16 protein-coding genes and 1 pseudogene are annotated in these 21,775 nt (G+C 65.6%); 10 read left to right on the top strand and 7 right to left on the bottom strand.

All coding sequences use genetic code 11. From position 1 onward, the window contains the following. Positions 1-10: 10 nt before the first annotated feature. Positions 11-1,363, bottom strand: coding sequence for a glycosyltransferase (locus A5724_RS05250; protein ID WP_232004707.1), 1,353 nt, complete (start codon positions 1,361-1,363; stop codon positions 11-13). Between the two features lie 1,072 nt (positions 1,364-2,435). Here A5724_RS05250 and A5724_RS05245 point away from each other — a divergent pair. The 5 genes from A5724_RS05245 (at position 2,436) to A5724_RS05225 (ending at position 9,233) form a co-directional block, all read left to right on the top strand. Continuing rightward, complete coding sequence (locus tag A5724_RS05245; RefSeq protein WP_067797334.1) at positions 2,436-3,134, top strand: DUF4194 domain-containing protein; 699 nt, start codon at positions 2,436-2,438, stop codon at positions 3,132-3,134. 152 nt (positions 3,135-3,286) lie between these two features. Next, a complete protein-coding gene (locus A5724_RS05240) occupies positions 3,287-4,252 on the top strand; it encodes a metal-dependent hydrolase (protein ID WP_067797331.1) in 966 nt (321 codons plus the stop codon). Then, positions 4,249-4,437, top strand: a complete 189-nt coding sequence (locus tag A5724_RS05235; protein WP_067797328.1) for a ferredoxin — start codon at positions 4,249-4,251, stop codon at positions 4,435-4,437. Before A5724_RS05240 ends, A5724_RS05235 begins: the two co-directional genes overlap by 4 nt. Before the next feature lie 4 nt (positions 4,438-4,441). Beyond that, complete coding sequence (locus A5724_RS05230) at positions 4,442-5,650, top strand: NAD(P)/FAD-dependent oxidoreductase (RefSeq protein ID WP_067797325.1); 1,209 nt, start codon at positions 4,442-4,444, stop codon at positions 5,648-5,650. A 220-nt stretch (positions 5,651-5,870) separates the two neighbouring features. Continuing rightward, positions 5,871-9,233 (top strand): ATP-binding protein, encoded by a 3,363-nt coding sequence (locus A5724_RS05225; protein WP_067797322.1) that lies wholly within the window; start codon positions 5,871-5,873, stop codon positions 9,231-9,233. 43 nt (positions 9,234-9,276) lie between these two features. Here the strand turns inward: A5724_RS05225 and A5724_RS05220 are convergent, their stop codons facing one another. From A5724_RS05220 to A5724_RS05195, 6 genes are all read right to left on the bottom strand, one after another. Next, entirely contained in the window at positions 9,277-9,795 is a 519-nt protein-coding gene (locus A5724_RS05220) for a hypothetical protein (RefSeq protein WP_067797321.1), read from the bottom strand. A 282-nt stretch (positions 9,796-10,077) separates the two neighbouring features. Beyond that, positions 10,078-13,053, bottom strand: coding sequence for a lantibiotic dehydratase (locus tag A5724_RS05215; RefSeq protein WP_067797320.1), 2,976 nt, complete (start codon positions 13,051-13,053; stop codon positions 10,078-10,080). Then, positions 13,050-14,216 carry a lanthionine synthetase C family protein gene (locus tag A5724_RS05210; protein ID WP_197518558.1) on the bottom strand — a complete coding sequence of 389 codons (1,167 nt, stop codon included), beginning with the start codon at positions 14,214-14,216 and terminating at the stop codon, positions 13,050-13,052. The genes A5724_RS05215 and A5724_RS05210 overlap by 4 nt, the downstream gene beginning before the upstream one ends. 45 nt (positions 14,217-14,261) lie before the next feature. Further along, the gene (locus tag A5724_RS05205; RefSeq protein WP_067797317.1) at positions 14,262-14,561 is read right to left on the bottom strand and encodes a hypothetical protein; all 300 of its coding nucleotides are present in this window, start codon (positions 14,559-14,561) and stop codon (positions 14,262-14,264) included. Next, the gene (locus tag A5724_RS05200) at positions 14,545-15,240 is read right to left on the bottom strand and encodes a nucleotidyltransferase domain-containing protein (protein WP_067797315.1); all 696 of its coding nucleotides are present in this window, start codon (positions 15,238-15,240) and stop codon (positions 14,545-14,547) included. Before A5724_RS05200 ends, A5724_RS05205 begins: the two co-directional genes overlap by 17 nt. A gap of 134 nt (positions 15,241-15,374) precedes the next feature. Beyond that, the gene (locus A5724_RS05195) at positions 15,375-16,697 is read right to left on the bottom strand and encodes a phospholipase D-like domain-containing protein (protein WP_067797313.1); all 1,323 of its coding nucleotides are present in this window, start codon (positions 16,695-16,697) and stop codon (positions 15,375-15,377) included. A gap of 342 nt (positions 16,698-17,039) precedes the next feature. Here A5724_RS05195 and A5724_RS05190 point away from each other — a divergent pair, with 342 nt between their 5' ends. The 5 genes and pseudogenes from A5724_RS05190 to A5724_RS34385 form a co-directional block, all read left to right on the top strand. After that, positions 17,040-17,660 (top strand): antibiotic biosynthesis monooxygenase, encoded by a 621-nt coding sequence (locus A5724_RS05190; protein WP_067797362.1) that lies wholly within the window; start codon positions 17,040-17,042, stop codon positions 17,658-17,660. Between the two features lie 52 nt (positions 17,661-17,712). After that, a complete protein-coding gene (locus tag A5724_RS05185) occupies positions 17,713-18,270 on the top strand; it encodes a TenA family transcriptional regulator (protein WP_067797310.1) in 558 nt (185 codons plus the stop codon). A gap of 158 nt (positions 18,271-18,428) precedes the next feature. After that, on the top strand, positions 18,429-20,300 hold the full coding sequence (locus A5724_RS05180) for a serine/threonine-protein kinase (protein WP_232004711.1): 1,872 nt from the start codon (positions 18,429-18,431) through the stop codon (positions 20,298-20,300). 176 nt (positions 20,301-20,476) lie between these two features. Further along, positions 20,477-21,103 carry a hypothetical protein gene (locus tag A5724_RS33610; RefSeq protein WP_156752142.1) on the top strand — a complete coding sequence of 209 codons (627 nt, stop codon included), beginning with the start codon at positions 20,477-20,479 and terminating at the stop codon, positions 21,101-21,103. 270 nt (positions 21,104-21,373) lie between these two features. Beyond that, positions 21,374-21,775, top strand: a pseudogene (locus tag A5724_RS34385) (hypothetical protein); the annotation flags it as partial.

Here is a 21,775-nt window from a genome sequence, read left to right as displayed (position 1 = left end):
CTTGATCGACTCATGCGGAGGCCAGCGGCTCTGGTGTGGCGGTGCGGTGGGCGTTGGTGTGAGTGGTCTTCTCCCAGCCTCCCTGGCCGCGACTCTCACGCCACACCGACCGCACCGCGGCGGCAGCAAGCAACAGCTGGTACGGGAACGTGCCCAGCAACAAACGGGCGTGATCACGAAAACGTATTCGGATGCCGAATTCGCGGCCGAACTCGCCGAGTGCGGCAGACTCGACCGCCATGGTGACGAGTGTCGGCGCGAGCGGCAAGAACGTGACCAACGCCGTCGGCATCGGAACCTTCAGTAGGAACATCGACGCGAGTGACAGCGGGATCAACGCGCCGGTTGCCGCCTGCAGCAAGGGCATCGCCAAGGTGTAGCGGGCCAGCACGCGCTGCCTGCGGCCTGGCAACCTGCGCCACTCACCCTTGCGCAGCACCTGCAGAAAACCTTGATCCCAGCGCGTGCGCTGCTTGACGAGAGCACGGATCGAATCGGGGGTCTCTTCGCGGGTCACCGCTTGCGGGTCGTAGGCGACCGCGACGACGGCACCGCGAGAGGACAACCGCACCCCGATCTCGCAGTCCTCGGCCAGACATTCGGGATCCCAGCCGCCCACTTTCCGCAGCAGGTCGGTGCGAACGAACACGGTATTGCCGCCGAGCGGAATGAACCGCTTCTCCGCATGGAAATGCAGCCGAGAGCGGAACCAGAAGTAGTACTCGAGGCAGTTGCGCACCGACCACCAACTCGTGTGCACGTTCATCAACTGCACGCCCGCCTGAACCACATCCGCGCCGGATTCCTCGAAACGGGCCTCGACCAGACGCAGCAGCCCCGGGTGCACCTCGTCCTCGGCGTCAAAGACACCGAGGATATCCCCGTGGCACCTGCGCAGCGCGGTGTTCAGTGCTTTCGGCTTGTTCTTCGGCAGGTGGTAGTCCATGACGACCCTGACGATGCGCGGGTGGCGTGCCGCTGCCGCGCGCGCGACGGCTTCCGTCTGTGGGTCGTCGTGACCGATGATCACGATCACCTCATACATTGGGTGGTCGAGGCGAGCCAGCGATTCGATCGTGTCCGCGAGCACATCCTGTTCATGGCGAGCCGGCAACAGTAATGAAAACGACTGAGGTGCACCAGCTGCTCGACGCCGAAAACCAGTGGCCGCCAACGCATCCGGACTTCGCCACGCGTGCAGCATCCACCACAAGGTGGTACTGGCGACCGTGAACAACGCCAGCGACACGACCGCCAGTCCGACGTTGATCAACAACTCCCACCACGACAGCGACGGATTCTCTGCCCGATCGGCCGGCGTCTGCCGTGGGCGCTGTTCCGGCTCGCCGGGTGACGCTTGCACGCCTTGAGCCGGAGGCAACGCACCGCCGGACGAACCCTTTGGTGGGGAACCCTGGAAGCCAGGTGCACCCACTCGCCGTTCCGTCGCAGCAGCTGACCCGTCACCATTAGCGGAAGGCACCGAAGGCTGCAATTTGGAGTGATCGTCGCCCCCGAAGGGCCGTCCACTCAAGACCACCAGCGCAAGAAAAACGAGAACAGCCGCGAACGCCACGGCAGTCCGCTTGACGCGCAGCCGCCAAACATCTGCCTCGCTGACCGTTACGGCTGGGCGCAGTGGTTTGTTTTGCTGTCCCGGACTCGTTCGCTGTCTCGGCCGCCGGAGCACAACCGGCCCCCTCTGCGCGGCTAGCCTCGCAGTGCGCTCAAGATCGATTGCCACCCGCGGAGTGCGATCAAGATCGATTGCCAGCCGCGCAGTTTGGTCCCCGTCGAGGTCGACTCGCGCTGTGGTGTCGAGGGTCAGGCTTAGTCGCGAAGTGTCGTCAACCGGTCGTGCTCGTCGCACGAGCTCGCGCCATTGCGACCGGACAGCTGTGTCTTGCTGTCGCTGCTGCGTAACCACAGGCTCAAGTGCGGACGTAACCGCAGCAAGCTGGGTGGTGTCGTCAACGCCGCAACCGATTCTCGCCGTGTCGCCGAGCGGTCGCGCGCGGCGAACGAGCTCACGCCAGCGCGCCCGCACGGCTTCGTGCAGCTCTGCTTTGTTCTGCTGTCCCGACCGCTGCGGCGAAATAGAAGACAAAACGGCCACCGTATCCAGACCTTGTCTGCCGGTCACGCAGTGAACCGCTTGGCAGCCGCGACCCCCACCGATTCACCGCACGCAGCCATCCTATGGACAGGACCCTGTGCATCGCGCGGTTTCAGGGGTTGTCCGTCACGCAATCGCACACCCGACGTGGAATTGCCACGGTGCTGCGCGGCAGCCCAACACGCACAAGTCTCATGCTTCACAACGGCACGATCTCGCCGTGATGCCTTGCCACCGACACGACCCCGCCGCGTGTCGAGTATGTCGGGGCCGTGGCCTATGTTGGGGCGTCCGACCAATTGCAGAGTGAGGAGCGCGGGTGACCACAGCCGAACAAGAGGCCGACTTCGCCGCTTTTTCCGAACTTCCGCAGGTCGACCAGTCCGCCCGTCCACCGGTCCAGCGGCGGCCCCGCTTCGACGGGGACGTATCCGAACTGCCCGACCGCGGCTGCTGGGCCCTGCAGCACCTGCTCACCCGCCGCTACATCAGCGCCGAGGCTGACGCCGACGTCTACAGCTGGGTCCTCGAATATCGCAAGGAACTGTCCGTCCGGCTGTCGGAACTCGACCTGCTGCTGCGCATCGTCGATGGGACCGACGTCGCGTTCGTCGAGCAGGCGCGTTACGAATCCGCAAGGGGCATAAAGCTTCTGCGGCGGGAACCGCTCGGCACCTACGACTCGATCCTCGCGCTGCACCTCGCCCAGATGATGCGCGCCTCCGGCGGGCAGACCGTGCTGATCAGCCGCGAGGAGATGCACGGCCTGTTCTCCGGCGTGCTCAACGACACCGACCGCGACGCCGTCACCTTCGCCGCCCGCATCGACGGCGCCATCGCCCGGCTCACCGGCCTGGAGATCCTGCGCAAGACCCGCGACGACGAGGACAGCTACACCATCTCCCCCGTCATCACCGCGATCATGACCGCCTCCGTCATCACCGAACTCCAGCAGCAATTCGAACAGCTGCTCAACGGCGGGTCGCAGGCAGAAGACGAAGAGCCCGCGGAGAACTGAGCCGCCCCGACCACCTGGCAGCCGACTGACGAAAAGCTGTGAAAGAAGCCTGTTTTCCCGCTTTTCAAAATCCAGTACCGCCGGTACGCATAACCGGCATCCAACTCGGGTAGCCGACGGACACCGACAGCCGTCATATCCGGGGAGAGTTCATGCCAGAAGTCCAGCTGCATCACGACGGACATCCCATGTACCGCCGCATGGTCCGCTTCGACTGGTCGGAGACACCGCTGCACTGGGTGCCCGACGACCCGTTCACCACGCACATGATCAACGTTTTGCACCTCTTGCTACCCGAGGGCGAACGCCACTTCATCAAAGCTGTTCTGGAGGCGTCGTCACTGGTCGACGACCCTGAGCTGGAGGCGGCTATCAAACCGTTCATCCAGCAGGAGTCCTGGCACGCCTGGGCACACCAAGTCGTGCTGGACCATCTCGCCGACCAGGGCATCGACACCAAGCCCTACACCGACCGCCTCGGACGCCACCTGTCGGCAATGCTCGGCGATCCGCCGAAGTTTTTTCCGCCCCCGCTGCGACGGTGGTGGCTCTATCGCCGGCTGGCCGACGTGGCCGCCCTTGAGCACTTCACCGCGATGCTGGGCCAGTGGGTTTTGAAGAACCGCACTCTCGAGGACGTCGGCGCCGACCCGATGATGCTCGACCTGTTGCGCTGGCACGGGGCTGAGGAAGTCGAGCACCGCTCGCTGGTCTACGACGTGTACCAACACGTCAGCGGCAACTACGCCATCCGGGCCTTCTCGATGCTGATGACCACCCCGCTGTTCGTTGCCTGGTGGATCGCCGGAGCGCGCTATCTGATGGCCGCCGATTCGACGATCGACCAGAAGTGGCGCTGGCGCGACTGGACGCGGGCCGCACGCAAGGGTCTGCTACCCGGACCGTGGAGCCTGCTGCTGGCCGCGCCGCTGCGTTACCTGCGGCCCAGCCATCACCCCAACCATGAAGCCGACACCCAGATGGCCATCGACTACCTCGAGTACTCGCCGGCTGCCAAAGCGGCGCGCGAACGCGCAGGCGCTCGACAACGACCCCAAGGCGCAGAGATGACCAGCGGCCAGCAGATCGCCGACACGAAAGAGGTTGCAGCCCAATGAAAGTAGCAGTCGACCTTGACACCTGCGACGGAAACGGCGTCTGCATGAGCATCTGCCACGAAGTGTTCGACGTCCGCGAAGACGGCCTGCACGTGCTCAATGACCGTCCTGGTGACGACCTGCGTCAACAGATCAAGGGTGCACAAGTGTCGTGTCCCACCCAGGCGATCACGGTGGAGGACTAGCCGCATGCCTACTGACCTTCGCGACATCGTTGTCGTCGGGGCGGGGATCGCGGGGATGCGCGCCGCCGAAACGCTGCGGAAGGAGGGCTATGACGGCGCCCTGACCATTGTCGGTGACGAATGGCACGCCCCGTATCACCGTCCGCCACTGTCGAAGAAACTGCTCAGCGGGCAGATTCAACGCGCCGGAATCGACTTGGCTCCGCAGTTCGATCTCGACGCTCGCGTCCTGCGCGGTGCGACGGCACGCAGGCTGGATCCGTCGTCGCACACCCTGCAGCTCGACGACGACGGCACGCCACTGTCGCTGCGTTACGACGGCCTTGTCATCGCCACTGGCGCCACCCCGCGCTCGTGGCCGGGCGAGGTGCCAGACGGGGTCATGCTGTTGCGCACGGTCGACGACTGCCTCGCCATTCGCGAACGACTTGCCGGCCGTCCCCGCGTAGTGGTGGTCGGTGGCGGGTTCATCGGCGCCGAGGTCGCTGCGACGTGCCGGATGCTCGGGCTCGACGTCACCCTCATCGAACGCAGCGACGGCCTGCTCCTGTCGGCGCTTGGCGTCGAAATGGCCTCATGCTGGGCGCAATTGAACAAGCAGCACGGCGTCGACGTCAGGACCAGCGTGAACGTCGAGACCTTCACGGGCAACGGACAAGTCGAAGGTGTGCGGCTCAGCGACGGCTCACGGCTCGCGGCTGATCTGGTCATCGTCGGCTTGGGCGTCACCCCTTCGACCGAGTGGCTCGACGGCTCAGGACTGCGGATCGACGATGGCCTCGTATGCGACGCGACTGGAGCAGTCGAGGGCGCCAGTGGCATCGTCGCCGCCGGTGACGTCGCGCGCTGGTGGCATCCGCGCTATGAGCGGCATCTACGCATCGAGCACTGGGACCACGCCGGGCGCCAGGGCGAGGCCGCGGCGCGCACGCTGCTGGCTGGTCCGGGCAACGCCGACGCGTACGACGAATTGCCGTACTTCTGGTCCGACCAGTACGACGTTAAGCTCCAGATGCTCGGTGTGACCACAGATTACGATGCCTTCACCGTTGTCGAGGGGCGTCCGGAGGAGTGGAAATTCACTGCCGCCTACGGCCGTGACGGCCGCACCATCGCGGTGCTGTCCACGATTCCAGGACGCGTCCTTGCCTTCCGTGACGCGATCAGTGCCGGTGCGGAGTTCCCTCCCCGGTTAACGACTACGCCATCATAAGTCACATCTTTCGCACTGGCACCATGCGTTCGGTGGAGCGCCAAAACCACTCCAGACCTGGGGATACCGCTGACGTCGGCAAACAGGTCAGGTGACGGATTTCTCCCCCGACACGACCCTCCCCACGCCGGCGATGTCGGCCCCGTCGCCTATGTTGAGGCGTCCGACAAATGACCGACCGAGGAACGCTAGGTGGACGACAGCACGAAGATGAAGGTCGATGACTGAGCAGTTCCATCTGTCCCGGCTGCAGGTCATCAACTGGGGTGTTTTCGACGGCTACCACTCCATCCCGTTCAGCGCAGGCGGCGCCCTGATCGCCGGCGCCTCGGGCAGCGGCAAATCCTCACTGCTGGACGCGATTTCGCTCGGGTTTTTGCCGTTCAACCGGCGTAACTTCAATGCCTCCGGCGACAACACCGCCGCTGGGTCCAGTGCAGGCCGCCGCACCGTCGACAAGTACGTCCGCGGCGCCTGGGGCCAGCGCAGCGACGGCAGCACCAGCCGCGTCATGTACCTCCGCGGCGACGGCACCGCCTGGTCGGCCGTCGCGGTCACCTACACCAGCGACACCGGCCGCACCGTCACCGGCCTGGTGCTCAAGTGGCTGACCGGCGAGTCCCGCAACGACTCCTCCAGCCGCTTCGTGCTCGGCGACGGCGACCTCGACATCGAGGACGTCTGCAACCGCTGGGCCGCCGGCCGCTTCGACGCAAACGTATTCAAAGAAGACTGGCGGTTCTCCACCAAGGTCGAGTCGCAGTACCTCGCGCAGCTGTACGCCACCATCGGCATCCGCGCCTCCGACGCCGCCCAACAGCTGCTGGGCAAGGCCAAGTCACTGAAAAGCGTTGGCGGGCTTGAGCAGTTCGTGCGCGAGTTCATGCTCGACGAACCCGACAGCCTGGCCCGGCTGCCCGAGGCGCTCAAGCAGATCGACCCGCTGGTCGAGGCCCGCGAACTGCTCGCCGTCGCGCAGAAGAAACGCAAGATCCTCGGCGACATCGAGGCCATCCAGCAGCGGTACGCCTCGGAATCCTCGGACCTCGGCATCATCGACCTGGTCGACGCGCCGATGGTGCGCGCCTACACCGACCATGTCCGGCTCGCGCAGTGTCCCGCCCAGATCGCCACGCTCGACGGCACCATCGACCAGCTGGAGAACGAGTACGAAGACGTCACCCGGTCGCTGAACCTGGCGAAGGCGGAAGCGGATTCGCTCAACGCGCAGATCAGCGGGTCCAGCGCGAACATCGCTCCGTTGCAGTCGCAGGTGACCGCCGCCGAGGCCGAGGCCGAGCAGGTGGAGCGGCGTCGCGCCGCGTACGAGGACCTCCTCACCGCGCAGGACATCGAGATCCCGGACACCGCCGACGAGTTCTGGAACCTGCGGGAGGAACTGCTCGCGCAGGCCACGGAGATGCTCGCCAAGGTCGAGCGCAACCGGGAGGCGTCCACTGACGCGGAGTACGCGCAGAAGTCCGCCCGCATCGCCCGCGACGATGCCGCCAAGGAGCTCAAGCGTGTCGAGCACGTCGGCTCTGCGCTGCCGGAGTTCGCGTTGGCGATGCGCGATCACATCTGCACTGCCGTCGGTGCCGACCCGACCGAGCTGCCCTACATCGCCGAGCTGCTCGACCTCAAGCCCGAACAGACCCGCTGGCGGCTCGCGGTGGAGAAGGTGCTGCGCGGTGCGGGCCTGCGCCTGTTGGTGCCCGACCAGCATTGGGCGGCGGTGCTGCGGTTCGTCAACGAGACCGACATGCGGGGCCGGCTGCAGCTGCACCACGTGCGGGTGAAGTTCCTGGGCGCCGAGCCGGTCGAGCCGGCAGCGAATACGTTGGCGGGCAAGCTCTTTGCCGTCGATCCTTCACATCCGTGCGCCGCCGAAGCCGTCGACGTCATCACCAACGCCGGCGACCACGTGTGCGTCGACACCCCTGACGTGTTCGACCGGTTCCGCCGTGCCGTCACCGACACCGGCCTGTACAAGGACTCCGACCGACTGGCGGTCAAGGACGACCGGCGCCCGGTCAAGCAGTCCGAGTACCTGTATCAGGGTGACGTCACCGCGAAGATCAACGCGCTGACCGTCGAGCTGGCCGCCGCCGAGGAGGCCTACCAGAAGGCCCGCCGCACCGCCGACGACATCGCCGCGCAGCGCCAGCAGTGGCGCGACCGGGCCGCGGCGTGCAAGGCGATCTGCGAGCAGTTCCCGCAGTGGAGCCAGATCGACACCGAGACCGCCGACGGGCACGCCGAGCGGCTGCGTGAGCAGTACGAACTGCTGATGGCGGACAACCCCGACATCGAGGCGCTGAACGCGCGCGCGGACGAATGTTGGTCGCAGATCCAGAAATTGATGACGCGCCGCGGCGCGATTCAGACCCGCCGCGACAGCCTCGACGAGCGGCGCACCCGGCTGATGGACCTCGAGGAGCGGCTGTCGCCGGCGTTCGTCTCGGAGCCGTTGACGGAGCTGCTGAACCGATATGCGGCGGCGTTGCCGGTGTCGCTGGAGTTGCTCGACCCTGAGCCGCACCGAGATGCGTTGTTCGCGACGATCAAGAAGGAACGTGAGCAGCTGCGGGAGAGCCGGCGCCGCTCCTACGACGAGTTGGCGCGCATCCTCAACACATTCGACACGTCGTTCCCGGATGCGATCCCCAACGACAGTGAGGATTTCGACGAGCGGGTGCACGACTACGTCGCGCTGTGCAAGCACATCGACGAACGCGAGCTGCCCGAGGCCTATGAGCGGATGATGCGGTTGGTGACCGAGCAGGCGCCGGATGCGATCCTGACGCTGCACCGGGTGGCCGAGCAGGAGGCGCGGCGGATCAGCGATCAGATCGACCGTGTGAACACCGGTTTGGGCGCAGTCGAGTTCAACCGCGGCACCCGGCTGACGCTGCGGGCGACGCCGCGGCAGTTGACGGCGGTAAGCGAGTTGACCGAGATCGTGCGCTCGATCTCGCGGCGCATCGCCGAGGTCGGGCTGGGCGACAAGCAGGCGATCTTGGACCAGTACGCCGACATCCTGCGGCTGCGTAACCGGTTGGCGTCGACGGCGCCGGAGGACAAGGCGTGGACGCGGGACGCGCTCGACGTGCGCAACCGGTTCACATTCGACTGCGCGGAGTGGGATGTCAGCACCGAGGAGCTGATCCGCACGCACAGCAATGCCGGCGACAACTCCGGTGGTGAGCAGGAGAAGCTGATGGCGTTCTGCCTCGCCGGCGCGTTGAGCTTCAACCTGGCCAATCCCGAAAGTGACGACAACAGGCCGGTTTTCGCGCAGCTGATGCTGGACGAGGCATTTTCGAAGTCGGACCCGCAGTTCGCGCAGCAGGCGCTGCAGGCGTTCCGTAAGTTCGGCTTCCAGTTGGTGATCGTCGCGACGGTGCAGAACGCCACGACGATCCAGCCGTACATCGACAGCGTGGTGATGGTGTCCAAGACCGAGCCGACGGGCCGTAACGCGCGCCCGGTGGCGTCGGTGGCGACTCGGACCATTTCGGAGTTCTCGTCGCTACGGCAGGAGATGCGGAAGTCGGCGGAGAAGGTTCCGGCCGGGGTGTGATTCGGGCGTGTCTGTGCTACCAGTGACCATAGCCAGCATTTGGTTAATAGGCGCCTAGATCACTGCGCGCAGACGCGACAAACTTGTTCCGCAGAGTCCTGATCTGCTTCACAAAATCCGCAGCGCGAGGGACCCCAGGTTCGACGCCTCTTGCACCGCGCGCTTGATTCAAAATCGATTCACGTAGTTTGGTAGTGGCTCCGTTATACGCATCCGCCAAAGCAGTCGCTGCAGCACGAGTAGCATCGGAACCGACGAGAACGATAACGTTGTACTTCGTATCGACGAGCGCTGTTGTTTCGTTCACCTTCCTTAGGATCGCACTGGCCCTATCATCGTCTCGAGCGTTGCTCCCGAGTTCGATCAGGACGAGACCGTCGTAAACATCGCTGTTCAATTCCGTAGTTGCGGTTAGAAACTCGGCATACGCAGCCTGCTGATTGCCTCGTCGAGAGTTCTCAATGGCGCGATCCCGCTCATTGTGGGAACTAGTACTGGCAACCGTCATCGTCGTTAGACTGCCCAACACCGCCACGATCAGAGTCGCGATCACGCTCAACATGGCGAGTCGGTTGGCGCGTCGTTTCTCCGATTCACCGTCGCCCTGTGAGGAATGGGGATGATGCTCGGCCCCGGGGCGCAGCCTCAGTCGGGCGCTCGATCTAGGACCTCGCATGGACTTGCGAACCGTATCCGGCACCGCTTGTCTGGCTCTGATCATGAGAAGAGCTCTGCATGCATTCTACTGTTGTCGAGATATCTGCGAACATGCGTCACGAAACTCCTCTTCGTGTGATGCATAACGCTCTAACCTTTCGGTTCTCTATCCAGTCGGTGGGTTATTTCAACTCTGCAATGTCAGCCCGTGCTGCAGTCGTCCCAGTAGCCCGTTTACCCGCCTTTCGGTGGCCCGGTCGGCGCCCAGCAGTCTGTTCAGATGCAGATGTACGAGGCTGCCGTACAGATCAGCCGGAGCGCATGACATACGCCCCATGTCGTGCAGTTCCGTTGTGGTGTAACGTAACTGAGCGCTCGCCCTTTGGAGCCGGTCACGCACGTCGCCTAGCGGGGATGCGGTCTCGTCGGCGAGCATCGGCCGTAGCAGTTGTTTCCATTCCCGGTAATCCGCACCCGATTCCGACCGCGGACCTGACCGCGCCGCACACCATTCCGCCCGTTCCCGCCTGTTCAGCCCCAGACCGTTCAACATCGCGTCGACGGTCATCACCGCCGTCGGCAGCGGTTCCATCTCACCGCCTGCCAACAGATCGCTGACCGCTGCACTGTCGGCGCAGAAGAACTGCTCCGCTGCGGCCAAACTGTCCGGTCCGCCGAAACGATCCAGCTCTCGCTCGTACGTGTCTATCGAGAAGCGTTCACACATACCGACATTGGTCAACTCTGTCGCCCACGCCGCGATCCGCGGCAGCAGGTCTGCCAGCAGGCGCGCCGGGTCACCCCGGAATCGCAACCGAATGTGCCTGCGCGGATCGCTGTATCGGATGAAGAACCACTCAACGAAACCGTCGCCCGCCACCTCCCGCGTGAACGCGCGCACCGGCCCCCTGAGCAACTCCTCTTCCAAATCGACCGGGCAGTACAACTTGACGAATAACCAATCGCTGCCCGGCGCCTTGAGATTTATTCGCCAGCCGCCCACCGGCTCGGCGGCCGGCTGCGGTGTCGGGGCGCGACGGATCAGCGGAACTACGAACTCCGCCGCGAATCGCCGACCGCCCGTATCCGTCAACCACGCCCGGTCCCGTTCCGGGAACCTTTCCTGCACAACCACCGCACCGCCGGAACGCAACTCCCGGCGCAGTTCGTCGGCATCCCCCGGTCTCATCAAATCCAAAGCGAGTCGGTGATCGCCGGTCGCGACGACCACCGCGGCCGGGGCATCCCATCGCGCCCGCCACCCATCGAGTTCGGTGCGGAAGGTCGCTGCATCATCGAGCCCGCAGCGGAAACCGTCCGCGCGTAATCGCCACTGCGCCAACGATAATACGATGCGCCCGTATCGGACCCGCGGCAGAAACGGGAACGACGCCGCCGGCCCCCACGAGAACGCACTGAGTTGGCGAATCTGATGGCGCCCTACCTCGGAGAGGAACCGTGCGGCCGCAGGCGCGCGCGTCGACGTGAGCATATGGCCGGCGGTGATCATCACCTCCTCGCCGGTGCGCGTCCACCGCACCCGGAACTTGCCGTCCCGCACACCCACGACCAGTTCGTCGACGCCGATGGTGTGCTCGGGGTCGGTGCTCGCAGGTAGGTCGATCGCAATCTCGTAGCGTCGCGGATTCGGCCGCGTGGACACGTTGCCCAACCTGCGCGTCCTCGGCTGGTAGACGAGTTCGGCGACTACCCGCCCCGGTGAGCGTTCCGCTTCGGCGGCGGCCACCTGCGCCAGCGCCTTCGGCGCGTCCGGCACGAAATCCGCGAAGCGGCCCAGCATCCGCCCGGCCGCTCCGCTGCCGATGCTCGGACCGACCACTAGGTCGTAGTCCCCGGCGTCGATCGCCTCCCGTGACTCCGCCGCGATCACGACATCGACGTCGAGTGACAGGGGCACCCCAGTCGCCGGCATATAACCGGTGGCGAGCTGTGCAATCGCGTTGTCGTCCAGGCAGACCTCGCGACTCCTGCTGCGCAACGCCTCCGCCGCCATATCCAACAGCGTTTGATTGTGCCCCGCCGAATCCGCGGCACCCGACGCTGTGGTCGGCAGCGGCCCGATGCCCACGTGCGGGTCGACCATCTCCACCAGCGGCACCTCGCGATGCACCCCGTAACGCTGCTCGAACGCGCGCCGATAGCCTTCCAACGTCGCGGGCCCACGCGCACTGCGACTCACGCGAAGCAACACCTCCGCCGCGCGCGCGGCGTCGGTGGCGATGCGCTTCGACACGGTAGCGGAAGCAAGACTCATGGCCGAATCCACCTGCAGCGGCGCACCTTCCGTCATCACCGCATTGTTGGCCCGCGCGGTCAGAGCCCGAAAACACCCTTCGTCCGGTGACTGCTCGGCGTCCCACTGGTCGGCAGCCTGCAGAACGGCGGCCAGTTGTGCGCGGACCGGTGCCGCGGCGGGGATGTCACTCAACTTCTCGAGCACGTAGCGCGCGGGCGAGGCGATCGTCAACGGGGGACGCAGGTCGGTCAGCAGCAGCGTCTGCTCGCATAGCCGGTCCACCAACGTGGTCACCTGCTCGACCGTCGCCCCTGGCGTCGTCTCGAGCAGATACGCCGCCAGGTCGCCGAATCCGATCGGTGTCCGCGCCGCCGCCATGGTGCGCTTGACCACGTCGGTGGCTCGCACCGACACCGACAGCGCCGCACCGTTGTCACGGGACGCCCGCTCCGCCAAAAAGATCCGTCCGGCACGGGTGAGCGCCAACGGGTTGGCCCGAACGCGTAACTGCCGGCGGATCCGCGGATCGGATTCCGCCCGATCCACAAGCGCCGTCAGCCACCCCGCGTCCGGGCGGGTGCGCCGTGGCCGGTGATCGGCGATCAGTTCGATGTCGGTGCGCTGGCCCCAACTGGCCAGGCCCACCCCGGCGAACAGGCCCAGCGGCGTTGGCCGGGTGGACATTCGGATGAGGTATCGGCGCAGGGTGGATTCGGTGCGTGGACGCAGCGGGCCGGGGCCGTCTTTGGCCAGCGCGTCGCTGAATGTCATGCTCGCCACCGCGAGCGCCGCGCGCGCCTCGCTTGTGAGCGCGTTGCGCAAGTCCCCGGTGCACGCGTCGAGGGTGTCGACCGGCAACAGCGGCGCCCGGACCACCGCGAAATCCAGCGGCTCGTACAGCGTCATGACAGCATCAGGATCCGGTCCCAGATCGGCTCCGCCGGCGTGGCGGCGGTGAGCAAGACCAGCGCAACGCCTGCGGCGCCCTCCAACAAGCCGGGGTTGTCGATGCGTTCGCCTGTCGGTTTGAGGTCGCGGTACCCGAACCGGCTGTTCCGTTCGTAGGCGTCGAGCAGTTGTGCGGTGAGTTCTTCTGCGGCGGTGGAGAAGACCTCTCCGGCGGCGTCGCGCGCGAAGCGCAGCGTGATCTGGAGCAGCCCTGCTACACCGTGACACAGCGTGGGGGAATCGATCCGGCGGTTCGGGATGGGTCGCTCGAAGACGGCGGTCATCGCCGCCACCGCGAGGTCGCGGTAGTCGGAGCGACCTGTTGCGGTCCCGGCGAGCCATAACGCTCGCGCTACCCCCGGCGACCCGTAGCACCACGCCGAGCGCGCCGGGGATGCGGTCGTTTGTGTCAACGCGGTGGCCACCGGGAAGCCGATGCCCCATTCGTCGCGGCACTGCGCCTGCACGATCCGGTTGGCGGTGCGAACGATCGCGTCGCGTTGACCGGTGACTTCGACACCTTGACTGGCGGCCAGCGACAGCAGTGCAAGCGGCCCCGGAATCCCATGAGCGAGACCGAGATTGACGTGACCGTCAGGATAGTTGGCGCGCAGGTTGTCGGTCGAGTGATTGAAGGTGGTGTGCCAATGGGGAACGGCGCAACCACCGTCCTCCGACAGATAGACCAGCGCGCGCAAGAGCTTTTCCAGCGCGGCCCGACAGGGTGCTGACGTTCGGCTGAGCAGATACCGACCGGCGCCGGCCAATCCGGTGATGACGTCAAACAGCGACACCGGAACGCCGTGTGGCCGCGACCGCAGCACACCGTCGGACACCTGCACGACACGGTCGATGATCGCGGTGTCCAGTGTGGTCAACAACGTGTCGTAACGGCTGCCGTCGCGGGACAACAACGACGCGGCGGTCGCCAAGCCCGTGAGTCCGGCCAATCCGAGCGCCGGTGCAGGATCCGCCTCCATGCCCTGGACCGCGCGGCACAGATAGTCGAAGCCGATGCTGTCCCAACTGCATTCGGGCTCAGTGATATCCAGCGCTGCAGCCAGCACCGCCAGCCCGGCATATCCTCCCCAGAGCCCAGGCGCACCTGGGTCTGCGCTCAATCGCCGCGCGGTATCGACAGCGACGGTCAACGCTTCCACGAGTGTCTATTCGTCGCACTCATCCGTGGGGTCGTCGATGTCGGGACCGTCGGGATCGGGATCGCCACAGCCGTCGGACTGGTCTTCGCAATAGTTCCCCGGGTAGGTGAACGGGTAGCCGCAGTCTTCGAGTTGTTGATTGCAGGTCTCGACGGTGCTGCACGGGCAGGTCTCGCCGCAGCTCGCGTCGACGGAATAGCACTCCCACCCGCCGGTGTCACGCATCTGCTCAGTCAGCGAGTGCGGCGGGCGCACGAAGGGGGCCAACCGGATGTCGAGGTCGAACTGATCATCGAGTTGAGACATGTTCCCCGCCTTTTATGTTCGTGCTGACGGGATCGCGAAACGCGCGAACCGCTATCACGCCAGCGGAGTTTCGATCTTTCCGGAACCGGTGTCCGGCGCCGCTCAGGTCTAGCGGCGCCGGCGCCGGCGTGCCGAATTCGCCGAGGATGTGTCGGAATTGCCGCACAACCTCCGGGTCGATGACCGCGCTGCGCTTGCTGCGGATCACCGGCGCGACGGCGTCATACCCGACGAATTCGGCCAGACCGTCGGCGGAGAAGACCGGCTCTCGCGCCGTCGCCGCCTTGGCGATGAGCATCTCTCGGGTGCACCACGCGACGGCGTGGTTGAATTTGCTTGCGTCGGTGGCTTTCTCGTGATGCCGCACCAGAAACCATCCGGCGTCCGAGCAGTGTCTGATGACCGGGGTGTAGTCGTCGCGGAACCGGAAGGCCCGACGGATTCGGGCGAACACCGGTTCGGACTCGAACAACACCTTCCCTTCGGACACCAGATGGTAGGCGAACAGGCTGCCCGACCGGGTGGCGCGCAGCGCATCGTCGAGCGGTTCGGCCATCATCGTCGTCCGCCCGAACGACACGGGCGTGGGTGCGTCACCCGCGGTGATCGCGGTCAGGTCGACGTCGGACTGAGCGTCGAAGTCTCCGCGCGCGCGACTGCCATACAGCAGCAGACACATGACACAAGACATCGCCTACGCGCTTCAGGTAGAGGAGAGGAAGAATGACCCGGCGTAAGCACTAATCATTAACAACGGGAACGACGCGGCGGCCGTCTCGCTAGCCGAAAAGCTACGCCCAGCCTGGCGTTACGTCAAGATCCGTACGCCGGCGCGGTTGTCCGCGACTTGAACGGCGGGGCGAGCCGCTGCCACATCGTCTCGAAGTCCGCGATGAACGCATCGGTGGCTTGTGCGTCGCCGCGCCAGAGGATCCGGTGCTCGCTGTGCCGGTGCGACGCATCCGTCGACAGATTGGCGGTGCCGGTCAGCACCGTGCGGCTTTCGGGATGAACGATGTACTTCTGGTGCATGGTCTTGCGTCCGGTGGCCCGAAGGTGGATGGGCAGCTTCTCTTTGCCGTACGCCGCCTCGGCCAATTGCGACAGCGGCCGCACACCGGCGTGCCCGTCCAGCACGATGAGCAGGCGTACCCCGCGGCGGGCCGCGGCCAGTAGTTCGCCGTACTCGGGCACCCGAACCGACAGCGCGTACATGGCCACCAGCAGATGCTCACCGGGTTGCGCGCGGGCAATGGTGTCGAGCGCGAGCGTCGACAATGTCACCGGAACGTGTTTGGTCTTTCCCGACGGTTTGCACATCTCGAACCGATTCCGCCGGTTGGCTTCGGCGTACCCGGCGGCGGCGTCGGCTTGTTCCGGTGTGCGGGAACTGAATGCGATCTGTGCGTACGGCGGCCCCGCTGAAGCATCGGGCGCGTCCCCGTCGCGCAGGACGTCAAGCGCAGCGCCGGCTCCGCACGCCACCCCGACCACCGCTGCGGCGTCGCGCGTCGAATCTTGTTGGTATTCCTTGAGAACCGCGGTGTAGTGGGTGCGGACCTCGTCCGGCGACAGCGTGGCGGCGCCGTCGCACCACAACGCCGCGAACTCCCGCTCGACAGCGGTCATCAGGTTCAGCGACGCCGGGTCGTCGGCGGTGAAGACGATGAGGTTCTCGTAGGACTTCGCCGATCGCTTCGACCAGTTGAAGCTGCCGCACAGCAGCGTGTGTGGCCGCCCGTCGACCAGAACCGCCAACGTCTTGTGGTGCAAAAGACCCCGGCTGGCCTGATAGGACCATCGCATCCGGCACGCGTCGGCGTCCCAGACGTACGGCTGATCCTTCTTGTACCGCACTTCGAGGTTCGGCAGCCCGAGAGCAGCTAGCGCGCGGACTTTGCGTCCGGTGCCCTCGGCGCCCTGATTCCAGTCCGCGAGTAGACGAATCGACAGGCTCGGCTGCGTTCTCGCCGCCTCGACAAGCCGGTTGGCAATCTGGGCGTCGGTGAAGGAGAACGTCATGACGTGGACGTCGACCTGGTGATCGCGGGCCAGGTCGACGGCGTCCTGGAGCACCGAGAGGATCCGATCGCGCAGACCGGCCCCGCCGACTTGACTCGTGAACAAAGCCTCCACGCTGTCACCCCCGACGCGACACGCCCTCAGCTGTAGTTGAACAGCTTGCCAGAGCATACAAATTCGAGGGAGCCTGGCGGGGCCGATTGACTTACTCTCCCCCGCTGAGCGACAGCAAGCGGCTGCGACCGTAACAGGATGGCGCGCCCAACGTGTCCGCTTAACTCATTAGCTGCGCTTGCTTATGAAGCACGTATTGTTCGGGCGCACAGCGCGTTTCAGCGACCTGCATAGCTCTCAGGTGGCAGCCCTCACCCATTGCCATGTCTTCCCGGTGGGAGGACGATGAAGTGGTCCGGCGGCGCCGTCGAGACGCTGCCCCACATACACCGGAGGCAGATCATGTACGCACGAAGCACCACAATCCAAGCGCAACCCTCATCCATCGACGCCGGTATTGCACACATGCGCGACAGCGTGATGCCCGCGCTCGAGGGTATTCCCGGGTGTATCGGCATGTCCTTGTTAGTGGAGCGATCATCGGGCCGCTGCATTGCCACCAGCTCCTGGGATTCAGAAGCAGCGATGCAGGCGAGCGCGGAGACCATTCGGCCGATTCGCGACGAGGCCGCAGAACTATTCGGAGGCAGCGCGCAGGTCGAGGAATGGGAGATCGCTGCCATGCACCGCGAGCACCGCGCCGGTGACGGCTGCCGCGTCCGAGCCACCTGGGTCAAGGTCGACCCGGATCAAATCGACCGAGGGATCGAGTTCTTCAAGACGACGATCCTGCCCGCCCTCGAGGAGCTAGACGGATTCTGCAGCGCCAGCCTGCTCGTCGACCGAGCATCCGGTCGCGGCGTGACCGCGGCGACCTTCGACAGCGCCGAAGCCCTCGATCAGAACAAGGACGCGCTGGACAGGATCAGATCCACGGGCAGCGAGGACGCCCACGCAGAGATACTCGACCAGTGCGACTTCGACTTGGCAGTCGCACACCTGCGGGTCCCCGAGACGGTCTGACCGGAGCAGGCGCGCTCTCACCCCGATTGTCACCGTGACTATCCTTCGGGGCGTGCTTGATTCGCTGTGGTCTGCGGCCACCCGGCATCCCTTCCTCGACGCGGTGCGCGACGGCGCTATCACGGATTCCGCGTTTGACCGGTGGCTCGTGCAAGACGCGTTGTTCGTCGGTGACCTGCTGGCTTTCCAGGCTCGGCTGTTGGCACGCGCGCCGCGCGTAGCCCAGGCGGTACTCGCCGGAGGCTGCGTGGCGCTGGTCGCGGAGCTGGACTGGTTCGAGGACCAGGCCGCGCGGCGGGGAATCGACTTAACGCAGGAACCGCTGCCGGCGACACTCGCCTACCGCGAACTGCTGGGGCGACTGGATGCCACCCCATATGAGGCGGCGGTTACCGCGCTGTGGGTGCTCGAACGGGTGTACCTGCTCGCTTGGACGTCCGCCGCGTCCGATGCCTCCCCGTTCGGTGAGTTCATCGAGCACTGGTCTGCGCCCGCCTTCGCGGACTACGTCGACGCACTCGGCGTGCTGGCCGTCCCGGATCGACACGACGAGCTAGTCGCCGACGTGCTGGCACACGAGGTCGCGTTTTGGGACATGGCGCTGGCGTGAAGCTCTCGCAGGACGGCTGGCTGCAGTTCAGGCGCAGGCGGTTGACGCGCAGCGGCTGAAAGATCGCGGGACCTGCGACCCGTACCCGTTATCGTGGGCGCGTGGAGGGGACGCCATTCGGCCGCTATCGACTGATCGAGCTGCTCGGCCGGGGCGGTATGGGCGAGGTGTGGAAGGCCTACGACACCACCATCGACCGCGTCGTGGCGCTGAAGATGCTGCTGCCTCACTTCGCCAAGGACCCCGACTTCGACCGTCGCTTCCGACGCGAGGCCCGCATCGCAGCACGTCTCGATGATCCCCACGTCGTTCCAATCCACGATGTCGGCGAGATCGACGGCCGCCTCTATGTCACCATGCGGCTCGTCGACGGCGCCGACCTCGACACCCTGCTCAAGTCCGGCCCGCTCCCGCCCGCACGCGCCGTCAACATCATCGAGCAGATCGCCGGCGCGCTGCACAGCGCCCACCGCGCCGGCCTGGTACACCGCGATGTCAAGCCGTCCAATATTCTGTTGGCCGACAACGATTTCGCTTACCTCATCGACTTCGGCATCGCCCGCGCCGCCGACGACACCAAGCTGACCTCCGAGGGGTCGACCATCGGCACGTGGGCCTATATGGCCCCCGAACGCTTCCGTACCGGCGACATCGAGCCCAGCTCCGACATCTACGCCCTGGCCTGTGTGCTGTACCAGTGCCTCACCGGCGAAACACCGTTCCCTGGCTCCACTCTCGAGCAGGTAGCCGTCGGCCACATGGTCGCCCCGCCACCCCGACCATCCCAGACATCGAACACCGTTCCGCCCGGCCTGGACCGGGTCATCGAAACGGGCCTGGCCAAACAGACCACCGACCGCTACCCCACCGCCATCGAAATGGCCGCTGCCGCAAGGCAAGCCATCACCGAGCCGACCGATCAGTCGCACGCTGCACCGACGCAAGCCGCGCCGGCGATCCACAGCAACTGGGGCCAGCCAGCGCCTGTGCTCAGTTACCGGCCGACCCATCCCCCCACCGGCATGCCGCCGCCGTGGCCTCCCGCTCAACCATGGCCAGCGCCACCGCCCCCGAAACGCTCGTCCCGCACGCCACTCATCCTGGCCGGCGCGCTCCTCGGCGTCGTCGTGCTCATCGCCGGCGGCGTCTTCGCGGCCGTGCAGCTCACCCGCGACGACAATCCTGGGACGCCAGCCGCGACGGCCGCCGCCCCCGAAACCTTCAACGGCACCTACCGCGCCGATCTCGGGCCGGGCACAGATCTCGACGACAAGCCGGTTGCCAATGCGCCCGCCACGACGGCCACGTGGGCGGTCCGCTCGACATGCGGCGCCAGCGGATGTGTCGCGACGGCCGCCAACATCAGCGAAGGCGGCATCGCCCTGGTCTCCAACCTGACGTTCGATCAACTGGGCGGAACGTGGGTCGCCGTCGGTCTCGCTTCGGCGCAATGCGGCGGCCCCACCCCCGACGAGATCTGGGTGGTCTACTCGTTGAAACCGCAACCCGACGGCACGCTCACCGGCGAAACCGTCCGCGCCTCGACCAACAGCGCCTGCGCCGCCAAACGAACCGTGAAATACACCCGCACCGGGGACGCCGACCCCGGCAAGGTGGCCGACCCCGCGGTGCTGCCGCCGCGGATGGCATCGCCCGCCGACGCGCTACGCGGCAACTATCGCGAGACGACGACCTTCACCAACGGCACCACCATTCCGCCGAGGACGCTCACCGCGAACACCTACTGTCTGCGGACCGGCGATCGGTGCATGAGTCTGTTTCACGGGACGGACGGCGCCGTCACGCTGATGTTCGCCAACGACAAGTGGACCCGCGCTGAGCAGGGCACCACCACCTGCGGCGCCGGCGGCACCGCACAGATCACGATCAACGCCGAGTACCCGCTGCCCGCGGAGATGGGCGACCCGATCGCGGTCCTGACCGGGCGCGGCAACCAGTCGGTCGCGGCTGGGGGCGCGTGCACCGGCGGCGGGGAATTCAACGACAGATTCGAGCGCACCGGCGACTAGAACTGCCTAAGGAGACATCGGCACTCGACGGCGCCGGAGCACGCACCCGGCGCGGTCCTGATGCTGCATCGGTGTTTCTGCTCCCCGCGCTTTGAGCTTCAACGTGGTCAAAGCGGATCGGGTGCCGGGTGGGGTGTGAGTACGACTTCAAGGGTGGCCGATCTCGGTCGAACACGATGGTGGTCCTCTTCTCCCGCCGAATTGCGGTGCATGCCGCCGAGCGCATTCGTTACGCGGAATCACCTATGTTTTGCTTCACTAAAGAGATTGCCATGTTATTGACGCTCTCCTCGTTGCAGTTTGCGGTGGCAGTTGGTGGCAACCACACCGTGAAGACCCTTGGACTACGAACCGCACTCTCCGCCGACCGAGCCGGCCGACGCCAACGATGCGGCGCAGGAAACTCCAAGCATTCGGGTGAGTCCCGAAGACGGTTACCGGTGCGAAGCCCACTACAACGGCAAGTTACCGATGGATTCAGTGCCGGTGACTGCAAACTCTTCACCTGCGCTGACGGCACTCCGGCAGAAGTCATTGTCTCTCAATCTGATTCGTGGTCGTTGCCGCCTCCAAGTCCGCCGCTCGACATCACCTCTTTGGTGCCGATCAACGGGAATGCATTCGCCCGTAACGCCGCTCAGCGCCAGGGTGGGCTACCGGCCAGTGAGTGCTCCAACCAAGGCATGTCCGCTGAATCGGCGTCGGAACCAATGAACGGTGAACGGCTCGATAGGATGGAAAGTCGTCCTAATAATATGCCAGTCAGCGCCATTGCCGCGGTTATTGCAGCCGAAGTTCGATGACGTTGCGTCCGCGCTAATCTGCAGCATCGCAACATTGATTCTCGTCCGCCGCAGGTGATTGCATCCCCGCCGCTGCGGAATCGGTCATCGGCAATCCACACTTCACCTGTCTGCCAAAGCCTTGCGACACAACGCACTTCGTCCGACACGGCACCGACGAAGCGATCTCGCGATGCGCCGGACCCGCGGCGGTTGGGATGCGATACTGGCGGGAAGCCGGGGACCGAGGAGCAGTTGGACGCCGGCGTGGGGTGAGGCGCTATGGGTCGGATGAATAAACATCTCGCAGCGTGTGTGATCGCCGTTGCGTTGTTGATGGGTGCCAGCAGCGCGGTGTCCGCCGCCGATACCGGCGACTCGACAGGAAGCGGAAGTACCAAAAGCAACAATTCGGCGAGCGGTACCGGAAAGTCCGCCGACCGCACTGACACCAGGACGAACTCCGGCGGTGCGAATGCCAACACCGCCGCCGATCAACGCGGCAGCACCGCCCGGGAAAGGACCGGTGACGCGGCAGGGTCCGGCGGTGCGAAAGGCGGCGAAAAGAAGCCTGTCGACGACAATTCCGGCAAACACAACGGTGCCGGCGGCCGGACCATTACCAGGGCGCCGACGCTGCTTCCCGAAGCTCCGCCTCCCGTCGACCTCGCCCCCCTCCCCGCAGAGGGATCC

This window comes from Mycobacterium sp. ACS1612 (assembly GCF_001667505.1).
GTDB lineage: Bacteria > Actinomycetota > Actinomycetes > Mycobacteriales > Mycobacteriaceae > Mycobacterium.
The sequence above is the reverse complement of the archived record's forward strand: the minus strand, read 5'-3'. Positions and strand labels throughout refer to the sequence as shown.